At 68.5% G+C, this 19,256-nt stretch carries 21 protein-coding genes; 17 read left to right on the top strand and 4 right to left on the bottom strand.

Annotated features, from left to right (window positions below; genetic code table 11):
- The first annotated feature begins 257 nt into the window (after positions 1-257).
- The 13 genes from EJI01_RS25250 (at position 258) to EJI01_RS25315 (ending at position 13,070) form a co-directional block, all read left to right on the top strand.
- Complete coding sequence (locus EJI01_RS25250; RefSeq protein WP_126839873.1) at positions 258-770, top strand: hydroxyquinol 1,2-dioxygenase; 513 nt, start codon at positions 258-260, stop codon at positions 768-770.
- A 20-nt stretch (positions 771-790) separates the two neighbouring features.
- Positions 791-1,798 (top strand): hydroxyquinol 1,2-dioxygenase, encoded by a 1,008-nt coding sequence (locus tag EJI01_RS25255; RefSeq protein WP_126839874.1) that lies wholly within the window; start codon positions 791-793, stop codon positions 1,796-1,798.
- A 55-nt stretch (positions 1,799-1,853) separates the two neighbouring features.
- A complete protein-coding gene (locus EJI01_RS25260) occupies positions 1,854-3,596 on the top strand; it encodes an FAD-dependent oxidoreductase (protein WP_126839875.1) in 1,743 nt (580 codons plus the stop codon).
- Entirely contained in the window at positions 3,593-3,955 is a 363-nt protein-coding gene (locus EJI01_RS25265) for a c-type cytochrome (RefSeq protein ID WP_126839876.1), read from the top strand. The genes EJI01_RS25260 and EJI01_RS25265 overlap by 4 nt, the downstream gene beginning before the upstream one ends.
- Positions 3,956-3,971: 16 nt before the next feature.
- Positions 3,972-4,442, top strand: a complete 471-nt coding sequence (locus EJI01_RS25270) for a nuclear transport factor 2 family protein (protein ID WP_126839877.1) — start codon at positions 3,972-3,974, stop codon at positions 4,440-4,442.
- A gap of 46 nt (positions 4,443-4,488) precedes the next feature.
- A complete protein-coding gene (locus EJI01_RS25275; RefSeq protein ID WP_126839901.1) occupies positions 4,489-5,952 on the top strand; it encodes an aldehyde dehydrogenase family protein in 1,464 nt (487 codons plus the stop codon).
- A gap of 25 nt (positions 5,953-5,977) precedes the next feature.
- Positions 5,978-6,952 carry a Bug family tripartite tricarboxylate transporter substrate binding protein gene (locus EJI01_RS25280; RefSeq protein WP_126839878.1) on the top strand — a complete coding sequence of 325 codons (975 nt, stop codon included), beginning with the start codon at positions 5,978-5,980 and terminating at the stop codon, positions 6,950-6,952.
- 11 nt (positions 6,953-6,963) lie between these two features.
- The gene (locus tag EJI01_RS25285; RefSeq protein ID WP_126839879.1) at positions 6,964-8,022 is read left to right on the top strand and encodes a maleylacetate reductase; all 1,059 of its coding nucleotides are present in this window, start codon (positions 6,964-6,966) and stop codon (positions 8,020-8,022) included.
- 38 nt (positions 8,023-8,060) lie between these two features.
- A complete protein-coding gene (locus EJI01_RS25290; RefSeq protein WP_126839880.1) occupies positions 8,061-9,320 on the top strand; it encodes an ABC transporter substrate-binding protein in 1,260 nt (419 codons plus the stop codon).
- Positions 9,321-9,630: 310 nt separating this feature from the next.
- Complete coding sequence (locus tag EJI01_RS25300; protein WP_126839882.1) at positions 9,631-10,350, top strand: ABC transporter ATP-binding protein; 720 nt, start codon at positions 9,631-9,633, stop codon at positions 10,348-10,350.
- Between the two features lie 130 nt (positions 10,351-10,480).
- Positions 10,481-11,182, top strand: coding sequence for an ABC transporter ATP-binding protein (locus EJI01_RS25305; RefSeq protein ID WP_126839883.1), 702 nt, complete (start codon positions 10,481-10,483; stop codon positions 11,180-11,182).
- 3 nt (positions 11,183-11,185) lie between these two features.
- Positions 11,186-12,046 (top strand): branched-chain amino acid ABC transporter permease, encoded by an 861-nt coding sequence (locus EJI01_RS25310; RefSeq protein WP_126839884.1) that lies wholly within the window; start codon positions 11,186-11,188, stop codon positions 12,044-12,046.
- Between the two features lie 4 nt (positions 12,047-12,050).
- Positions 12,051-13,070: a branched-chain amino acid ABC transporter permease gene (locus EJI01_RS25315; protein WP_126839885.1), complete on the top strand. Its 1,020-nt coding sequence runs from the start codon at positions 12,051-12,053 to the stop codon at positions 13,068-13,070.
- 16 nt (positions 13,071-13,086) lie between these two features.
- On the opposite strand, the gene EJI01_RS25320 is transcribed toward EJI01_RS25315, so the two are convergent.
- Entirely contained in the window at positions 13,087-14,001 is a 915-nt protein-coding gene (locus EJI01_RS25320) for a LysR family transcriptional regulator (RefSeq protein ID WP_126839886.1), read from the bottom strand.
- Between the two features lie 48 nt (positions 14,002-14,049).
- On the opposite strand from EJI01_RS25320, the gene EJI01_RS25325 reads away from it, so the two are divergent.
- Together EJI01_RS25325 and EJI01_RS25330 are read left to right on the top strand one after the other, a co-directional pair.
- Positions 14,050-14,577, top strand: coding sequence for a GNAT family N-acetyltransferase (locus EJI01_RS25325; RefSeq protein ID WP_185879052.1), 528 nt, complete (start codon positions 14,050-14,052; stop codon positions 14,575-14,577).
- Positions 14,577-15,848, top strand: coding sequence for an MFS transporter (locus tag EJI01_RS25330; protein WP_126839887.1), 1,272 nt, complete (start codon positions 14,577-14,579; stop codon positions 15,846-15,848). Before EJI01_RS25325 ends, EJI01_RS25330 begins: the two co-directional genes overlap by 1 nt.
- Positions 15,849-15,869: 21 nt before the next feature.
- On the opposite strand, the gene EJI01_RS25335 is transcribed toward EJI01_RS25330, so the two are convergent.
- Positions 15,870-16,670 (bottom strand): class I SAM-dependent methyltransferase, encoded by an 801-nt coding sequence (locus tag EJI01_RS25335; RefSeq protein ID WP_126839888.1) that lies wholly within the window; start codon positions 16,668-16,670, stop codon positions 15,870-15,872.
- 264 nt (positions 16,671-16,934) lie between these two features.
- On the opposite strand from EJI01_RS25335, the gene EJI01_RS25340 reads away from it, so the two are divergent.
- The gene (locus tag EJI01_RS25340) at positions 16,935-17,153 is read left to right on the top strand and encodes a hypothetical protein (protein WP_126839889.1); all 219 of its coding nucleotides are present in this window, start codon (positions 16,935-16,937) and stop codon (positions 17,151-17,153) included.
- A 13-nt stretch (positions 17,154-17,166) separates the two neighbouring features.
- Positions 17,167-17,436, top strand: a complete 270-nt coding sequence (locus EJI01_RS25345; protein WP_126839890.1) for a hypothetical protein — start codon at positions 17,167-17,169, stop codon at positions 17,434-17,436.
- Here EJI01_RS25345 and EJI01_RS25350 read toward each other — a convergent pair.
- Complete coding sequence (locus tag EJI01_RS25350) at positions 17,399-18,217, bottom strand: M55 family metallopeptidase (protein WP_126839891.1); 819 nt, start codon at positions 18,215-18,217, stop codon at positions 17,399-17,401. The two genes, EJI01_RS25345 and EJI01_RS25350, sit on opposite strands and share 38 nt — an antisense overlap.
- On the bottom strand, positions 18,214-19,233 hold the full coding sequence (locus EJI01_RS25355; RefSeq protein WP_126839892.1) for a P1 family peptidase: 1,020 nt from the start codon (positions 19,231-19,233) through the stop codon (positions 18,214-18,216). Before EJI01_RS25355 ends, EJI01_RS25350 begins: the two co-directional genes overlap by 4 nt.
- Positions 19,234-19,256: the final 23 nt, after the last annotated feature.

The following is a 19,256-nucleotide window of genomic DNA, read 5'->3' on the forward strand; positions in this document are numbered from 1 at the left end:
AGTTTGCGCGGACCCCGTCCTGGGCGAGGAGCAGCAGCGAAGCCCGAAGGGCCGGTGACGTCGGCCGGCACAGGGCATACCGCCCGCCTCCGCACCCCAGCGTGACGACCAACCCCATCCCGGGTTAACCCTGCGGATTGACCGGATTCGCCGAACAATGCGGCCCGCATTTAGACCCTACCCGTGAGGGCCTTCGTTTCCTAGAGTTCAGCCATCGCAGCGAGAGCGCTGCTTCGACGACCCAGGAGACAAAGCCCATGACCGCCACCGGCTACCAGACCCGCTTCGGGTCGCTCAAGCATTTCGAAAAAGGCCATGTCGAGCCGATTGCCGACGACGTGCGCCACTACGCCTTCTCGAACTGTTTCGAAATCGCGAGCAAGAGCAAGCCCTACGAGAAGGTCGTGTTCGGCCAGAACCAGATCTACGTGCTCGAGACCCTGCGCGCCGAAGGCAACTCGCCCTGGTACACCTGCGCGCACGATGAGTTCGCGCTGGCGATGGACGGCGAGCTCGAGGTTCACCTCATCAAGCTCGACGCCTCCCAGACCGTCGCCGACGTAGAGAAGAACGGCGCGGTGCTCGTGAAGGGCGAACCGAAGGGCCGGAAGATGGGCTGGATGAAGCTCTCGCGCGGCCACCAGGGCCTGCTGCCGAAGAACACCGCCTACCAATTCCGCAGCGTCGGCGAGCCCGGCGTGATCGTGCTGCAGACCTGCAAGGGCGAACTCTCTGTCGAGAAGTGGGCAGAAATTTGTCAGACGCACTGAACCCACGGAGGAATCAAGCCATGAACGCACCCGCAGAACTCGCCAAGGTCATCGCGTCGCAGCCCGACGCCACGCTCGGCTACAAGGACTTCTCTCTCGGCAGCTTCGGCTTCCGGCGCGACGAGTATTTCGCCCACATCACCTGGAAGACCCGGGACGGCCGGCCGATGAGCCACACCATGGATGTCGGCAACTACCTGCGCGCCCTGATGCGCGACGTGGCCTGGGGCTTCTTCTACGGCTGGGTCAACTTCGACGACGTGGTCGGCACCGTCAACCACTACCAGTCGGTCGACCTCTACGCCGGCAGTTACAACGGCACGATGAAGGAAGCCGGCATCGACCTGCTCGAGAACTTCCCGACCGCGCAGATCCGCGCCACCTTCGAGGCCATGCTCGACGACTGGACCAACGAGAGCTTCGACCCCTTCAGCGCACCGCAGGAAACCGGCTCGCCCTACGGCCGGAAGAAGGGCAACAACACCGCCAAGATCACCCGCGCGCGCGAGCTCGCCAAGCGCTGCGTGGGCCTGAAGGACGACCTCCGGCTGCGCAGCGACGACACCGGCGCGCCGGTCAACCGCGCCTTCGCCGACGTGCCGCAGGGGGAGCCCGAGCTGCATCCCGAACCCGGCTTCGAGGACGAGGTGCATGCCTTCAACCTCTTCGGCTTCCTGAGCCGCTCGCAGGTGACGTGGAACCCCAGCTTCACCTCGGTGGTGAAGCACAGCTTCATGTGCCCGACCACCGAGGAGCACATCCTGCCGATCATCCACGGCAACGACCGCGTCGAGTGGTTCTTCCAGATGACCGACGAGATCCACTGGGACTGCGGCGACAAGAACACCGGCAAGCCGATGGCCCGCGTGATCATGAAGGCCGGCGACATGGCTGCCATGCCCGCCTACTGCCGCCACCAGGGCTACAGCCCCAAGCGCTCGATGCTGCTGGTGTGGGAGAACGGCTCGCCGAGCCTGGTCTACGAGATCCAGAAGGGCGAGAGCCCTGAGATCCCCGTGAGCTTTTGACAAGCGACAACGCGCCGCTCGCGCGGCGCGTCCTTCTGGTGTTGAGGAGACAAAAATGGCAGACCACGTCAGGTCGGATGCCGGCGCAGCATCGCGCCGGCGCTTCATGCAGCAGGCCGGCGCAGGCTCGGCGGCGGTCGCGGCCGCAACACTGGGCCTGGCGGCGCAGGACGCCGAAGCGGCACCGGCCTTCGACGCGAGCTACGACGTCGTGGTCTGCGGCAGCGGCTGCGGCGGGCTGGCCTCGGCGCTGTTTGCGCGCTGGCAGGGCAACAGCGCGGTGATCCTCGAGAAAGCCGGCAGCATCGGCGGCACCACCGCCAAGGCCGCGTTCTGGTACTGGGTGCCGAACAACGAGGCGATGAAGAAAGCCGGCATTGCCGACCCGAAGCCCGACTTCCTGAAGTACGTGGCGCGGCTGTCGAGTCCGCAGACCTACGACCCGGCGCATCCCCGCCTTGGCCTCACGCCATGGGAGTACGACATGTGCTCCGCCTTCTACGACAGCGCCTCGCCGGCGGCCGAGCTGCTGGCGGCCAAGGGCGCGCTGCCCTATCGCCACGTGGCCGACGTGCCCGACTACTTCGCCGAGCTGCCGGAAGACAAGGCGCCCAAGGGCCGCGTGCTGGTGCCGAAGGACGCGATCCCGAGCATGTCCGACGGCGGCCTGGTGGCCGTGCGCACGATGTCGACCAAGGCGCGGCAGGATGGCATTCCGATCCGCACCGGCATCCGCGTGACCAAGGTGCTGCAGGATAAGTCCGGCCGCGTGATCGGCGTCGAGGCGAAGGACGAGCTCGACGCCACGGTGCGCCTGCGCGCGAGGAAGGCCGTGATCTTCGCCACCGGCGGCTTCACGCACAACGCCGAGCTGCGCAAGAACTTCTTGAACGGCCCGATCTACGGCGGCTGCGCGGCGCCCAGCAACGAGGGCGACTTCGTGCAGATCGCCGGGCCGCTGGGCGCCCAGCTGCGCAACATGAACTACGCCTGGACCTGCCCGATCCCGCTGGAGAAGGCGATCGCGAAGGATGGCTCGATCTCGGGCATGTTCTCCGTGGCGGGCGACTCGATGCTCTTCGTCAACAAGTACGGACAGCGCAACGTCAACGAGAAGCTGCAATACAACGAGTTGGCCCAGACCTTCTTCGAGTGGGACGGCGCCAAGGCCGAGTACCCGAACCTGGTGCGCATTGCGGTCTGGGACCAGCGCTCGCAGCAGCATTCGGCCAGCGCCGAGTACGGCCGGCTGATCGTGCCGCCCGGCACCGACGACCGCCACGTGATCAAGGGCGCGACGCTCGCGGAACTGGCGCGCGCCATCGACGAGCGCCTGGCCAAGTACGCCAGCGCCACCGGCGGTGCGAAGCTCGCGCTCGATTTCCTGCCCAACCTGCAGGCCGCCATCGCGCGCTTCAACCAGTTGGCGAAGACCGGCAAGGACCTCGACTTCCAGCGTGGCGAGCGCATCGTCGAGCAGCTCTTCAACGGCGACGTGAAGGCCGAGCCGGGCCGCTCCAATGCGACGATGTGGCCGCTGGCCGATGCGGGGCCGTACTACGCGGCGCTGGTCGTCGCCGGCACCCTCGACACCAAGGGCGGGCCCAAGACCGACACCCACGGCCGCGTGCTCGACGGCGCCGACCGGCCGATCCCCGGCCTCTACGGCGTCGGCAACTGCGTCGCTTCGGCCTCCGGCCGCGCCTACTGGGCCGGCGGTGCGACGCTGGGGCCGATCATCGCCTTCGCCTACCGCGCGGCGAACGCGGCCCATGCCGAAGGCAGGAGCGCCACATGAAGACCTGGCTTCTCATCCCGGCGCTGGCGCTCGCCGCGAACCTGGCCCACGCGCAATCGGCCGGCCAGCGCCTCGCGCAGACCGCGTGCATCCAGTGCCACAGCTTCGGCAAGGGCGAGCCGCACGGCGTCGGGCCCAACCTGTTCGGCCTGCTCGGAAAGCCGGCGGCATCCAACGCCGGCTTCACCTACTCGAAGCAGTACCTCGACGCGATGAAAGGCAAGACCTGGGATCGCGCGCTGCTCGACAAGTGGCTCGCCGACACGCAGGCCGTCGCGCCCGGCAACACGATGGTCTATTTCCAGGACGACCCGAAGAAGCGCGCCGCGCTCATCGAGTACATGCAATCGCAGAAGTGAAAGAAGGAGACTCACCATGGCACTCACCCGTCAAACCATGACCGACGAGCAGCGCAAGTCGGTGGCGCTCGAATACCTCAAGGCTTACGACAACGGCGGCGTCACTTCCACCGGCGGCTCTATCCTCGACCTGTTCGCGAGCGATGCGCAGGTCTACTTTCCGAAATGGGGCCTGGCCAACGGCAAGGACGAGATCGGCAAGCTCTTCGGCGAAGTCGGCAGCCGCGGCAAATCCATTCGCCACGACTACGCCGGCTTCAACTGGATCTTCACCGGCACGGACCTGTTCGCCTGCGAAGGCACGAGCTACGGCGAGCATGCCGACGGCCCCTGGCGCGCCGGCGTGCCCGAGTGGGGCGCGGGCCGCTGGTGCGACGTGTTCGAGGTGCGCGACTGGCTGATCCAGCGCTGCTTCATCTACCTTGATCCCGACTACGCGGGCAAGGACACGGCGCGCTATCCGTGGTTGGCCGGAAAGACGACCTGACATGAAACTCGCAGACATCCAGCAGGCCGCAGGCCTCAAGACGCCGATCCGCCACCAGCTCTTCATCGACGGCCGCTTCGTCGATGCCGAATCGGGCGAGACGCTGGCCACGCTGAACCCGCACGACAACTCGACCATCGCCGAGGTCGCGCTGGCCGGCCGCGCCGACGTCGACCGTGCCGTGGCCGCGGCGAAGCACGCCTTCCCGGCCTGGAGCCGCATGGCCGCGGCCGACCGAGGACGCATCTTGCTCAAGCTCGCCGACCTGATCGAGGCCAACGCCGAAGAACTCGCGCGCCTCGAATCGCTGGACACCGGTCATCCGGTGCGCGACTCGCGCAAGCTCGACGTGCCGCGCACGGCAGCCTGCTTCCGCTACTTCGGCGGCATGGCCGACAAGTTCCAGGGCGAGACCATTCCGGTGGAGCAGGGCTTCCTCAACTACACGCTGCGCGAGCCGGTCGGCATCGTGGGCCAGGTGGTGCCGTGGAACTTCCCGCTCATGTTCACGAGCTGGAAGATGGCGCCGGCGCTCGCGGCCGGCAACTGCATCGTGATGAAGCCGGCAGAAATCACGCCGCTTTCCTCGCTCAAGATCGTCGAGCTCATGGCCGAGGCCGGCATGCCCGATGGCGTAGTCAACATGCTGCCGGGGCTGGGCAGCGTCGCGGGCCAGTACATCGCCGAGCATCCCGAGATCGCGAAGATCGCCTTCACCGGCAGCACCGCCACTGGCCGGCGCATCGTGCAGGCCAGCGCCGGCAACCTCAAGAAGGTGCAGCTCGAGCTCGGCGGCAAGGGCCCCAACATCGTGTTCGAGGATGCAAACCTGCAGGCCGCCGTCAACGGCAGCGCCTGGGCCATCTTCCACAACCAGGGGCAGGCCTGCATCGCGGGCTCGCGCCTGCTGCTGCACGAGAAGATCGCCGACGCCTTTCTCGACCAGTTCATCCCGCTCGCCAAGTCGATCCGGCTCGGCAACCCGCTCGACGATGCCACCGAGATGGGTCCGCTCACGAGCGCGCAGCATCGCGAGCGCGTGCTGAGCTATGTCGAAGTGGCGAAAGGCGAGGGCGGGGAAGTGCTCGCCGGCGGCGGCTCGCCCGGCGGCGAGCTCGCGCGCGGCTGCTACGTCGAGCCGACGGTGGTGCGCACGAAGTCGTATCGCGACCGCGTGGCGCAGGAAGAGGTCTTCGGCCCCTTCGTCACCGTGCTCAGCTTCAAGGACGACGCCGAGGCCATGCAGATCGCCAACGGCACCGACTACGGCCTCGGCAGCGGCCTGTGGACCAGCAACCTGCAGCGCGCCCACCAGGTCGCGCGCGATCTGCACGCCGGCATGGTCTGGATCAACAGCTACAAGCGCGTCAATCCCGGCTCGCCTTTCGGCGGAGTCGGCCAGAGCGGCTACGGCCGCGAGATGGGCTTCGACGCGATGCGCGAATACACGCAGGTCAAGAGCGTCTGGGTCAATGTCGATGCTCAGTTCCCGCCGCACTTCAAGCGCTGAAAACCACCCCCGAAGAAAGAATCGAATGATTGCTCCCCTCGTCAACATCCTTGCCGCCTGCGCCGTCCTGCTCGGCACCGCGGGCCCGTTGCACGCCCAGCAAGCCTGGCCGAGCAAGCCCGTGCGCGTGGTCGTCGCGTTCCCGCCAGGCGGCATCGTGGACACGGTGGCGCGCCAGCTGCAGCCGCGCCTGCAGGCGGCGCTGGGGCAGCCGGTGCTCATCGACAACCGGAGCGGCGCGGGCGGCACGGTCGGTTCGGCCGAGGTCGCCAGGGCCGCGCCGGACGGCCACACGCTGCTGATGGTGTTCGACAGCTACGCGAGCTATCCGCTGGTCTATCCCAAGCTCACGTTCGACATTGCCAAGGATCTCCAACCGGTGACGCAGATTGCGAGCAATCCGCTGGTGCTGGTGGTGAACCCGAAGGTGCCGGCCAACGACTTCAAGAGCTTCGTCGGCCTGCTCAAGTCACAGCCGGCCCAGTACAACTACGCGAGCGTCGGCCCCGGCTCCAGCAACCACCTGACGGCAGATCTCTTCAAGGCCCACACCGGCACCTTCGTCACTCACATCCCTTATCGCGGCGGCGGCCCGGCGCAGCAGGACCTGCTGGGCGGCCAGGTCGAGATGATGTTTCTCTCGGCCGTGCTGGCGCAGCCGCATGTGAAGGCCGGCAAGCTGCGCGCGCTGGCCCAGACCGGTGCGCAGCGAGTTCCCGCGTACGCCGACACGCCGACGGTGGCCGAGAGCGGCTACCGCGGCTTCGAGGTCAACTCCTGGGTCGGCCTTCTGGCGCCGTCCGGCACGCCGCGCACGGTGGTCGACCGGCTGCAGTCGGAGGTGCGCAAGATCGTGACCGATCCCGCTTTCGACCAGCGGCTGCGCGAGCAGGGCCTCACCGGCATCGCCAGCACGCCCGAGCAGTTCGCCGCCGCGCTCAAGACCGAGCAGGACAAGTGGACGCGGCTGGTGCGCGAGCGCAACCTGAGCCTGGAATAGGAAAGACGGCGATGCGCGACTTCGTCTACACCAGCCAGCCGCAGCGCGTGGTCTTCGGCGCCGGCAGCCTCGCGCACCTGGCGCGCGAGATCGATGCGCTGGGTGCACGGCGCGCGCTGGTGCTGTGCACGCCCGAGCAGCGCGCGCAGGCGGAGCGCGTGGCCGAGCTGCTCGGCGCGCAGGCCGCCGGGATCTTCGACCGCGCGGTCATGCACGTGCCGATCGAGACCGCGCGCGAAGCCCGGGAGACCGCGCGCAGCCTCGATGCCGACTGTGCGGTGGCCATCGGCGGCGGCTCCACCACCGGGCTGGGCAAGGCCATCGCGCTCGATTCGGCCCTGCCGATCCTGGCCATCCCGACCACCTACGCCGGCAGCGAGATGACGCCGATCTACGGCCTCACCGAGGGCGGGCTCAAGAAGACCGGCAAGGACCCTCGCGTGTTGCCGCGCACCGTGATCTACGACCCGGAGCTCTCGCGCAGCCTGCCCGTGGGGCTGTCGGTCACCAGCGGCATCAACGCGATCGCGCATGCGGCCGAGGGCTTGTATGCGCAGGACAGCAACCCGGTGATGGACCTGATGGCCGAAGAGGGCATCGCCGCGATCGCGCGTGCGCTGCCCGCCATTCGAAGCCGGCCCGAGGACATCGAGGCGCGCTCCGATGCGCTCTACGGCGCGTGGCTCTGCGGCAGCGTGCTCGGCAATGTCGGCATGGCGCTGCACCACAAGCTGTGCCACACGCTGGGCGGCAGCTTCAACCTGCCGCATGCCGAGGTGCACACGGTGGTGCTGCCGCATGCGATCGCCTACAACGCGGCTGCTGCGCCGCGGGCGATGGAGCGCATTGCGCGGGCGCTGGGCCGCGAGAACGCGGCGCTCGGCCTCTTCGAGCTGGCGTGCGGCAACGGCGCGCCCGTCGCGCTCGAGGACATCGGCATGAAGCAAGCCGATCTCGACCGCGCGGCGGACATCGCGGCGAGCAATCCCTACTGGAATCCGCGCCCCATCGAACGCGTGGCAATCCGCGCACTGCTGCAGCGCGCCTTCGAAGGCGAGCCGCCGGCCTGAGTTCCTTGTGCAAGAACAACGCAGAGAAGGAGACAACCATGGCATTCAATCGCAGACAGTTCACCCAGGCCGCGGCCGCGCTCGCCGCCGGCGGCGCCGCGCCGCTGGTGTTCGCGGCCGACACGCTGAAGATCGGCTACGTGTCGCCGCAGACCGGACCGCTGGCGCCCTTCGGCGAGGCCGACAAGTGGGTCATCGAGCAGATGAAGGCCGCCTTCAAGGACGGCATCAGCGTCGGCGGCAGGAAGTACGCGGTGCAGATCGTGCTGAAGGACAGCCAGTCCAATCCCAACCGCGCGGGCGAGGTCGCCAACGACCTGATCTTGAAGGACAAGGTCGCGCTCGTGCTGACGGCAGGCACGCCCGAGACCGCCAACCCGGTGAGCGATGCCTGCGAGCTCAACGAAGTGCCCTGCGTCTCCAGCGTGGTGCCGTGGCAGCCCTGGTTCTTCGGCCGCAAGGGCGATCCGGCCAAGGGCTTCGACTGGACCTACCACCTGTTCTGGGGGCTGGAGGACGTCATCGCCAATTTCACCAACGGCTGGAAGACGCTCAGCACCAACAAGAAGGTCGGCGGCCTGTTCCCCAATGACGGCGACGGCAACGCCTGGGGCGACAAGGAGCTCGGCTTCCCAAAGCCGCTGGCGCAGATGGGCTTCACGCTGACCGACCCGGGCCGCTTCCAGAACGGCACGCAGGATTTCAGCGCGCAGATCGCGGCCTTCAAGCGCGACAACGTCGAGATCGTGACCGGCGTGGTGATCCCGCCCGATGCCAAGACCTTCCTCACCCAGGCGCGGCAGCAGGGCTTCCGGCCCAAGGTCATCACGCTGGGCAAGGCGCTCCTGTTCCCGGGCGCGATCGAGGCGCTGGGCGAGCTGGGCTATGGCCTGTCGACCGAGGTGTGGTGGAGCCCGTCGCATCCGTTCACGTCCAGCCTCACGAAGCAGAGCGCGAAGGCGCTGGCCGACGCCTACGAGGCCGGCGCGAAGAAGCAATGGACGCAGCCGATCGGCTTCGCGCATGCCTTGTTCGAGGTGGCGTCCAATTCGCTCTCGCGCGCCAAGTCGACCAAGGCGGCCGACGTGCGCGATGCGGTGGCCGCCACTTCGCTCGACACCGTCGTCGGCCCGGTGAAGTGGGGCGGGCAGGGGCCGTTCAAAAACGTGAGCAAGACGCCGCTGGTGCTGGGCCAGTGGAACAAGGGCACGAAGTACAAGGTCGAGCTGACCATCGTCAACAACGAGGCCGCGAAGAGCATTCCGGCCGGCGGCACATTGAAGCTGCTTTCGGCATGAAGCCGCTCTTTTCCAGGAACACCGCGGAACCGGCTTTGCCGGGCCGCAGGTGTTGCCCCCGGAGAGGGGGTTGGCGAAGCGACACGAAGTGCGCGGAGCCTGGGGGAGAGCAACAAGCCTTCGCGGAACCGGCTTTGCCGGGCCGCAGGTGTTGCCCCCGGAGAGGGGGTTGGCGAAGCGACACGAAGTGCGCGGAGCCTGGGGGAGAGCAACAAGCCTTCGCGGAACCGGCTTGGCCGGGCCGCTGGTGTTGCCCCCGGCGAGGGGGTTGGCGGAGCGACACGAAGTGCGCGAAGCCTGGGGGAGAGCCATGACGCTCCTTGCATTGCACGGCGTGTGCAAGTCCTACGGCGCGCTCAAGGTGACCGACAGCATCACGCTCGCGGTGGCCGAGGGCGAGACGCTGGGCATCCTCGGGCCGAACGGCGCAGGCAAGACCACGCTGTTCAACCTGATCTCGGGCGACGTGCGCGTCGACGCGGGGCGCGTGGAGTACGAAGGACGCGACGTCACCACGCTCAAGCCGCACCAGCGCTGCCATGCCGGCATCGGCCGCAGCTACCAGGTGCCGCAGCCCTTCGGCCACATGAGCGTGTTCGAGAACCTGGTCACCGCCGCCTGCTTCGGCGCCGGCGAGACCGAGCGCGAGGCCTGGCAGACGGCGCAGGAGGTGCTGGCCGAGACCGGGCTCATGGCGCATGCCAACAAGCCGGCCGGCGGCCTGACCCTGCTCGACCGCAAGCGGCTCGAGCTGGCGCGAGCGCTCGCGACGCGGCCCAAGCTGCTCTTGCTCGACGAGATCGCGGGCGGCCTGACCGAGCCTGAAGCCAGGCAACTGGTGCAAGAGCTCAAGCAGATCAAGGCGCGCGGCGTGACCATGATCTGGATCGAGCACGTGGTGCATGCGCTGCTGTCGCTGGCCGATCGCCTCTTCGTCATCAACTTCGGGCAGAAGCTGGCGGAAGGCGAGCCGCGGGCGGTGATGAACGATCCGGAGGTGCGGCGGGTTTATATGGGGATGGAAGCATGAGCGCTCTTGTGCCTTGTCCCCTCTCCCTCCGGGAGAGGGTGAGGGCATGGGCGCATCCATCGTTGCGCGCTCTGCCAGCGTCCTGTGCCCTCACCCCCGCCCTCTCCCGGAGGGAGAGGGAGCAACAGCCATGAGCGCCTTGCTCGAAGCCCATGGCCTCAAGGCCTTCTACGGCGATGCCCAGGCCCTCTTCGGCGTCGACTTCGAGCTGGCGCAGGGCGAGCTGGTCGCGGTCATCGGGGCCAACGGCGCGGGAAAGTCCACGCTGCTCAAGTGCCTCACGGGCCTGGTGCGCGCGCCGCGCGAGGCGGTGCACTTCAAGGGCGAGGCCATCGGCAGCGTCGCGCCCGGCGAGATCGTGAAGCGCGGGCTGGCGATGGTGCCCGAGGGCCGGCGCCTGTTCGCAAGCCTCAGCGTGGAAGAGAACCTGCTGATCGGCGGCCACACCGGCCGCAAGGGGCCATGGGACCTGCAGCGCCTCTACGCGCTGTTTCCCATCCTCGCCGAGAAGCGGCGCGACCCCGGCACTTCGCTCTCGGGCGGCCAGCAGCAGATGGTGGCGCTCGGCCGCGCGTTGATGAGCAACCCCGAGGTGCTGCTGTGCGACGAGCTCTCGCTGGGCCTGGCGCCGGTCGTGATCCGCGAGATCTACGCGGCCATGCCGGCCATCACTGGCGAAGGCATGGCTGTGGTGATCGTCGAGCAGGACGTGAGCATGGCGCAGCGCGTGTCGCAGCGCATCTACTGCCTGCAGGAGGGACGCGTCTCGCTCTCGGGGCGCTCCGGCGCGCTCACCCGCGACCAGATCTCGGCGGCGTACTTCGGAGTCTGAACAGTGCTTGAAACCCTTCTCCAGGGCATCCTGCTCGGCGGCCTCTACACCCTGTTCGCACTCGGCCAGTCGTTGATGTTCGGCGTCATGCGGCTCACCAACACCGCGCAGGGCGACTTCATCATCCTCGGCGCCTTCGCGGTGATCGCGGGCACCGCGCTCGTGGGCGGTGCGCCGTTGCTGGTCGCGCTGGCGGTGCTGCCGCTGGCCTTCGGCTTCGGCTATGCGCTGCAGCGCTACGTGCTCAACGGCACGCTGGGCAAGGACCCGCTGCCCTCGCTGGTCGTGACCTTCGGCCTCTCGATCGTGATCCAGAACCTGCTCCTGGAACTGTTCTCGGCCGATCCGCGCTCGATAGAGACCGGCGGCCTCAACACGCTGGGGCTGCGCATCGGCGAGTCGTTGTCGCTGGGCGTGCTGCCGCTGGTGGTGCTGGCAGTCGCCGTGCTTGCGACGGCGGCGCTGCAATGGCTCTTCGCAAGCACGGCACTCGGCCGTTCCTTCCGCGCCGTATCGGACGACCGCGAGATCGCCGAGCTCATGGGCCTCAATGCGAAGAAGGTCTACGCGTTCGCCACCGCCATTGCCTTCGCGCTGATCGCGGTGGCCGGTGCCCTGCAGGGCATGCGCACGACGGTGTCGCCCTCCGACGGACCGCTGTTGCTGCTGTTCGCCTTCGAGGCCGTGATCATCGGCGGCATGGGCTCCTTCTGGGGCACGCTCGCCGGCGCGATGATCCTCGGCATCACGCAGCAGATCGGCTTCCGGCTCGACCCGGGCTGGGGCATCTGGGTCGGGCACATCGTGTTCCTGCTGGTGCTGGTGCTTCGCCCTCAAGGGCTCTTTCCCAAGACGCGAGGCTGATGCGATGACCAAGAATCCGGTCCTGACCCCGAACCCGGCCTTCGACGTCGTGCGCAGCACGGCCGCGAGCCGCGCCGCGCTGATCGTGGCGGTGCTGCTGGTCGTGCTGGCGGCCAGCCTGCCCTTCTGGGGCGAATCGAGCTGGATGCGCGAGTTCGTCGAGATCGCCTGCTACCTCATCTTCGCGATGATGTGGAACCTGCTCGCCGGCTACGGCGGCATGGTCAGCATCGGCCAGCAGGCCTTCTTCGGCTTCGGCGGCTACGTGATGCTGATGCTCGGCAACTTCGCCGGCGTCAATCCATTCATCGCCATTCCGCTGGGCGCGCTGGCGGCTGCCGCGATCGCGGTGCCGGTGTCCTTCGTCGCCTTCCGCCTTTCGGGCGGCTACTTCGCGATCGGCACCTGGGTGATCGCCGAGGTGTTCCGCCTGAGCTTCGCCAACGTCTCTGCCGTGGGCGGTGGCTCCGGCACCACGCTCACCGCGCTGCGCGGCATCGAGCGCGCGACGCGCGAGAGCGTGACCTACTGGATGGCGCTGGCCTGCGTGGTGGCAGCCATCGCGCTGGTCTACCTGTTCCTGCGCAGCAAGCGCGGGCTGGCCCTGCTCGCGATCCGAGACAACGAGGTGGCGGCCGAATCGCAGGGCATTCCGGTGGTGCGCATGAAGCTGGCGGTGTACGTGGTCGCGGCCTTCGGCGCCGGCCTCGCGGGTGCGCTCTATTTCGTCGGCAACCTGCGCATCAGCCCCGACGCCGCCTTCAGCGTGAACTGGACCGCCTTTGCGATCTTCATGGTGGTGATCGGCGGCATCGGCCGCATCGAGGGGCCGCTGGTCGGTGCGCTGATCTTCTGGGCGCTCAACAAGTTCTTCAGCGACTACGGCACCTGGTACCTGTTGGGCCTCGGCCTGCTGGCGATCGTGGTCACGATCTTCTTCAAGCAGGGGCTCTGGGGCTACGCGCAGCAGCGCTGGTCGTTGTTTCCGACGCAGCGGCGGCTGGTGGGCAGCGTCGTGCGTTAGGGCCTGTTGACGGGCCCTAGCCTTTGCCCGCCGATACGACGGCGTCGAACAGAATCCGCATTCCCTTGCTGACCGGCTTGTCGCGCCGCGTGACGAGCGCCAGCGTGCGATGCATGCGCGGCGAGAGGCGGCTGGCCTTGAGATCGGGATGCGCTCCGCGGCCGGCCATCGACATGCCCGGCACGATGCCGTAGCCCAGTCCCGCGGCCACCATCTCCTTGATGGCCTCGACGCTGCCCAGTTCCATGACCGGACGCGGCGTCAATCCCGCAGCCGCGAACCACCGGTCGATCAGCTTGCGCGTGTTGGCTGCCGGTTCGAAGAGCACCAGCGGCAGTGGCATCAGGTCGGCGGGCGAGACGCGTGCCTTCAGCGGCGCGCCGTCCCCGCGGCCGATGGCGACGAACTCGTCGTCCCGCACCGGCGTGGCAACCAGCGAGCGTCCGCCCGCCGGCAGCGTCACCAGCGCGAGATCGATCGTGTTTTCTTCCACTTTGCGCACGTAGTCGTCGGTGTTTCCGGTGCTCACCACGATGCTGAGCGCCGGAAACTGCGCACGCAGAGCGCGCAGCACCGGCGGCAGGAAGTAGAGGCAGGCGGTCGCGCCGCAGCCCAGCCGCACGCGGCCGGTCGCGCCCGCGGCATGATCGGCGACCGCATCGATCGCGGCCTCTACTGCGCTCTCGATCTGGCTCACATGCTGCAGCAGCGCCAGCCCCGCGACGGTCGGCCTCGCGCGCTTGCCGACGCGCTCGATCAGGCGCACCCCCAGCCGCCGTTCCAGCAGCTTGACTTGCAGGCTGACGGCCGGCTGCGTGAGGCCGAGCCGGTCGGCCGCGGCGGAGAAGCTGCCGGCCTCGACGACCAGGGCGAAGGATCGGAGCTGATCCAGGTTCAAATTCTTTTCCAAAGAATTCCTTATGGTTTGCATAGACGATCGAAGCTTCACTTATGGACCGGGGAAGGTCAACATCGCCGCATGAACTCACTCGCTGCCTTGGAAATCCTGGATGCAGAGCCGCATCACATGGAGGCGGTCCGCTCGATCTACGGCCGCTACGTGCTGAATGCGCTGTGTACTTTCGAGGAGGAAGTGCCGACCGCGACGCAGATGCTGTCGCGGCGCGCGGACGTGCTGCGGCTCGGCCTGCCCTACCTCGTCGCGATGGTCGGCAGCCACGTGGCCGGCTACGCCTATGCCGGCGCGTATCGGCCGCGGCCCGCGTACCGGCGCACGGTCGAGAACTCGGTCTACGTTGCCGAGGGGATGAAGGGCCGCGGCATCGGCCGCGCCTTGCTCGCCGCATTGATCGAGCGCTGCAGCCAGGCCGGCCTTTCGCAGATGGTGGCGGTCGTCGGCGACAGCGGCAACACGGGCTCTATCCGCCTGCACGAAAGCCTGGGCTTCGAGCACGTCGGCGTGCTGCGCGACGTGGGCTTCAAGTTCGGGCGCCGGGTGGACACCGTGCTGATGCAGCGCCCGCTCTGCGACGTGGTGTCCAGCTAGTGGCGCCGCAGGAAGCTGCGGCCGCCGGCGAAGGCCCGGAGCGCGGATGGCTGGCGCTCCTCTGTGCGAGCCGGCTGCTGCAGGCCATGATCGTCACCGCCTACTCGGGCGTGCTGCCCTTCGTCATGCACGACTGGGGCATGACGGCTGCACAGGCCGGCTCGGTCCAGAGCGCCTGGCATGTGGGCTATCTCGCCTCCCTGTTCGCCGTCGGCCTGCTCGCCGATCGGCTCGGTGCCCACCGGGTCCTGCTCGCCGGCAGCGCGCTCGGTTCGATCGCGGCGCTGGCTTTCGCGGTGTTCGCGAGCGGCCATCTGTCGGCTGCGCTGCTCTATGCGCTGGCGGGCCTGTGTGCCGGCGCCTCGTACACGCCCGGCCTTCAATTGCTGGCGCGCAACACGGCGCCTGCCGTGCGCGGCCGCGCGATGGGGCTCTTCATCGCCTCGTCGTCGATGGGCTACGCGCTCTCGCTGGCGGTGGTGGCCGGATTGAGCCATGCGCTGCACTGGCGCGTCGGCCTGATCGCGGCGGCAGCCTGCGCGGTGGTCGGCGCTGTCGTCACCGTGCATGCGCTACGGCGCATGCGTCCCACCGGCGCGCCCGCCGCTGCCGTGCAAGCCGGCGGAGGAAGCTGGCATGCGCTGGTCGAGACGGTGCGCGACAAGCCGGCCATGGCCGGCAACTGGGCCTATGCCTTCCATTGCTGGGAGCTCATGGCGCTGTGGGCCTGGCTGCCCGCCTACCTCGTGGCCTCGTCGGGGCAGTTGGGTTCGATGCAGAGCATCGGCGTGGCGCTGGCTGCGCTCGCGCACCTGGTCAGCGTATTCGGAAGCGTGCTGGGCGGCACCGCGTCGGACAGGCTCGGACGCGCACGGGTCATGATGATCGCGAGCCTCGCCAGCCTTTCGATGTCCTTCGCCTTCGGATGGATGTGGGCCTGGCCGCTGTGGCTGCTGGCCGCGATGGCCGCGCTCTACAACCTCCTCGCGATCGCCGACTCGTCGGTCTATTCGACTGCGCTCGCCGACGGCGTGGCGCCGCACCGGCTCGGCGCTGCCTACTCGGTGCGCTCGGTGATGGGCTTCGGCGCCGGCGCGCTCAGTCCCTGGGTATTCGGACTGGCGCTGGACTGGGGACAAGCCCGCTTCGGCCTGGGCAGCACCTATGGCTGGGTCGCCGCCTGGAGCTCCGTCGGCGCGGGTGCGCTGCTTGGGCCCTGGATGATCGCGCGCTTCGCGCGGCTTGATCGAGCCCGGCGCCTCAGTGCGTGACGCGCCCCCGCATCGCCGCCCTCAGGCCGCGATCCCGCGCACTGCCCAGGCGCGCGCGCCCAGTTCGATCGCACCGTCGAGCCCGACCGGCAACGCCGAGCGAATGCGCTCGCGCAGCGTCGCGCGATCCGCCTCGCTCAGGGACATCGCGTAGCCGGGCGCGGATCCCTGTCCGCCGAGGAAGGGTGTCCAGTAGTCGTCGAAGTCGCGAAAGGGTGTCTCGATATCGAGCGGCTGCACTTCAACGCCACGCAGCCCGGCCTGGACGAACAGCGCTTCGAGCGGCGCCGGCTGGCAGAGCTGAACCGGTCGTCGGCCTTCGTCGAAGGCCGCGGCCGCGGGGTCCAGCTCGACCGCCTCCTCCCAGAAGCGGCGCATGAGATCCATCTTGCCCGCGTAGTCCCACACGTATGCGGCGACGGTACCGCCGGGTCGCGCTGCGCGTGCCATCTCGCCGGCCGCGAGCTCGGGCTTCGCAACGAAGTTCAGCACCAGCGCGGACACCACGGCGTCGAAGCGCTTCGACTCGACCGGCAGTTGCTGCGCGTCGCCGATTTCGAAAGACGCCCGCGCATCCGCGACGTGCGCGCGCGCATGTTCGACGAAGCCGGCCGAGGGATCGATGCCGAGCACCGAGGCCGGCTGCGCCCGATCGAGGATGGCGGCCGTGAGCGCGCCCGTGCCGCAGCCGATGTCGAGCCACTTCGATCCCGGCGGCACCTGAAGCCAGCCCAGGAACCCGGGCGCGACCTGTCGGCTCCAGCGGCCCATGTAGGGCTCGTAGCGATCTCCTGCCGCCCACGTCTGCTTGTGCTGCGCCATCTCCGCTCCTTTCGGGACGCGTGCCCGCTCCCTCGGGGTGCGAGCTCAGCGCATTCTGCCTTTCTTGCCGGCGCTGGACCCTTGGCCGTGGCGTATTGCACGCTTCAGCCGATCCCGTGCGCAAATCGGCCGAAGCGTGAAATCCATCGCTTCCGCGCGCAGCTTGGCGCGCATCCAATGGGCTCCCTGGTCTTCAACCAAAGGGCCGCCATGTTCTCCAAGCTGTTGAGTTCATCCCGACGCGTCTGGCACCGGACTTCGCCCGTGCGCCGCCGACAGGCGGTCGTGGCGCAGGCGCACGGCCAGACCATGCTGCTCGACTGCCAGTGGCAGGAAGGCTGGTGGACGGGCGTGGTCAAGATCCGCGAAGCTTCCGAAGAACGGGTCGTGCACGTCTGCATCGAGCTGCGGGCCACCGCCGACGATGCGCTGCTCGACGCCGAGCACGACGCGCAGCGCCTGGCGCTGATGTTCGCGCAATAGGAGAGAGAGCGCCATGACCCCCGATTCCGTCGAACTGATCGTGGACGAGCCCGTCGCCGGCCACTTCTACTGGATCCTTCAGAAGCACGCCGAACTGGACGGCAAGCCGATCGCGATCGAATCGGCCGAAGGACCGATGCCGAGCTACAACGCCGCGATGATGGCCGGCATCGAAGCGCTGCAGCGGCGCGCCGACAGCCGCGAGGGCAGTGCCTGCCCGGCCGTCACCGTGTACGTCGATCCGTTCAACGCAGCATCGACGACATCGCGGAGCAGCAGTTGAGCATGCGCACCGCGGCCTCGACCGAGGGCGCGGCAAAGCGCAGCTCGGCCGCGGCGACGCGCTCGAACTCGGGCCACTGGCAGAACAGGTCGGCCAGCGCGGGCGTTTGAGTGCGCAAGCTGACGGCGAGCGGCTTCTGCATGACGAATGGCTGCGCGTTGCCAGGCGCCGCAAGGGCCGCCTTCACGCCGGCGCGGATCGCCTCGCACGATTGCGCCGGCGACAGCGACACCCCGCTGGTCTGGCCGGTCGCCCGCTTGGTCTGCACGAAGGTGGCGTGCGGGAACAGCGCTCGGTTCTCCGCGATGAAGACGTCGTCGCCGCTGGCCATCAGCACCGGCGCGCCGTATTCGCCCGCCAGCGCGCCGTAGAGGGCGGCCTCGCCTACCGCCTGGCCGTTGATCTCGATGCCGGCGAAGGCAAAGCTGTTGATGGTGTGCGCGAGGATGCCCAGGCCTTGTGCGCGCGAGTGGTAGCCGACCATGCACACGCCGTCCATGCCGAGTTCGACGCCGCTCGCCATGCTCAGGTAGCGCGGCTTGCCCTGGATCACCTGGGCCCGCGCGTCGAGCAGATCGGGCAGCATGTTGCGGAAGTCGCCGTGCGAGTCGTTGACCCAGACCTCGTTCGCGCCGCCGTCGAAGGCGCCGGCGATGGCGGCGTTCGCCTCCTCGGTCATGAGCCGGCGCGCGCGCTCGTACTCGGGGTTGCCGGCACGCACCTGCTGGGCATGGAAGACGCCGGCCACGCCTTCGATATCGACGGAGATAAGGATTTTCATGGGGAGCCAAGTTCGCGCAGCAGCGCGCTGAGCGCCGGCCGCGCATGGCCGTCGCGCCCGGTGACGGATTCCGCATGCCACAGCGCATGCAGGATGGCCTGCTCGGTGCTGTCGGCCGCGGCCTGGAACAATTCGTCGAGCAGGCCGTCGTGCAGCAGCGCGACGGCCGGCGTCGGATCCTCGCGGCGCTGCGGCAGCGCGTAAGCGGTCGAGAAGGCGAGCGCGATGTCGCCGCTGCCGTGGCCGAAGACCGAGCCGGTGCGCGCGAGGCCGGCGCCGGCGCGCAGCGCCAGCCGGCGCAGCTGGCGCGCGTCGAGCGGCGCGTCGGTGGCGAGCAGCATGATGATCGAGCCCTTCTCGGCTTCGGCGGGCTGCCTGGCAAGCCGTTTGCCGACCGGTTGCCCGGCGACGATCAGTTGGTGCAGCAGGCCGAAGTTGGCGAGCACCAGCGCACCCACCGTGTGCGTGCCGGCGCGCCGCGATGCAGTGCCGATGCCGCCCTTGAGCGAGAAGCAGGACATGCCGCGGCCGGCACCGACCGCGCCCTGCGCTACGTCCTCGCCGGCCGAGGCCCACGCTTGCAGGTAGTGGCTCTCTTCGACGGCCATGCGCTGGATGTCGTTGAGGAAGCCGTCGTTGCACTCGAACACCAGCGGGTTGACCGTCGGCAGGCTGCGCCCGCACTCCGGATTCGCAGCGATGCACTGGCGGATCTGCGCCGCCGCCACGGCCGGCACCGAGAAGGTGTTGGTCAGCGCGATCGGCGTTTCGAGCACGCCGAGCTCCTCGACCTGCAGCAGGCCGACGCTCTTGCCGAAGCCGTTGAGCACCGCGAAGCCCGCCGGCACGCGCTGCAGAAACGGGTCGCCGGCATGCGGGCGGATCACCGTCACGCCGGTCTGCACCTCGCCGTCGGCCAGCGTCGCATGGCCGACCGCGACGCTGTGCACGTCAGTGATGGCATCGCACCGGCCCGAAGGCAGGGTGCCGATGCGTGGGATCGCAGAGATCAGCATGTCACTGCGCCTGCTGCGATGTT

Origin of the sequence: Variovorax sp. MHTC-1 (assembly GCF_003984645.1) — a bacterium.
Taxonomy (GTDB): Bacteria; Pseudomonadota; Gammaproteobacteria; order Burkholderiales; family Burkholderiaceae_C; genus Variovorax.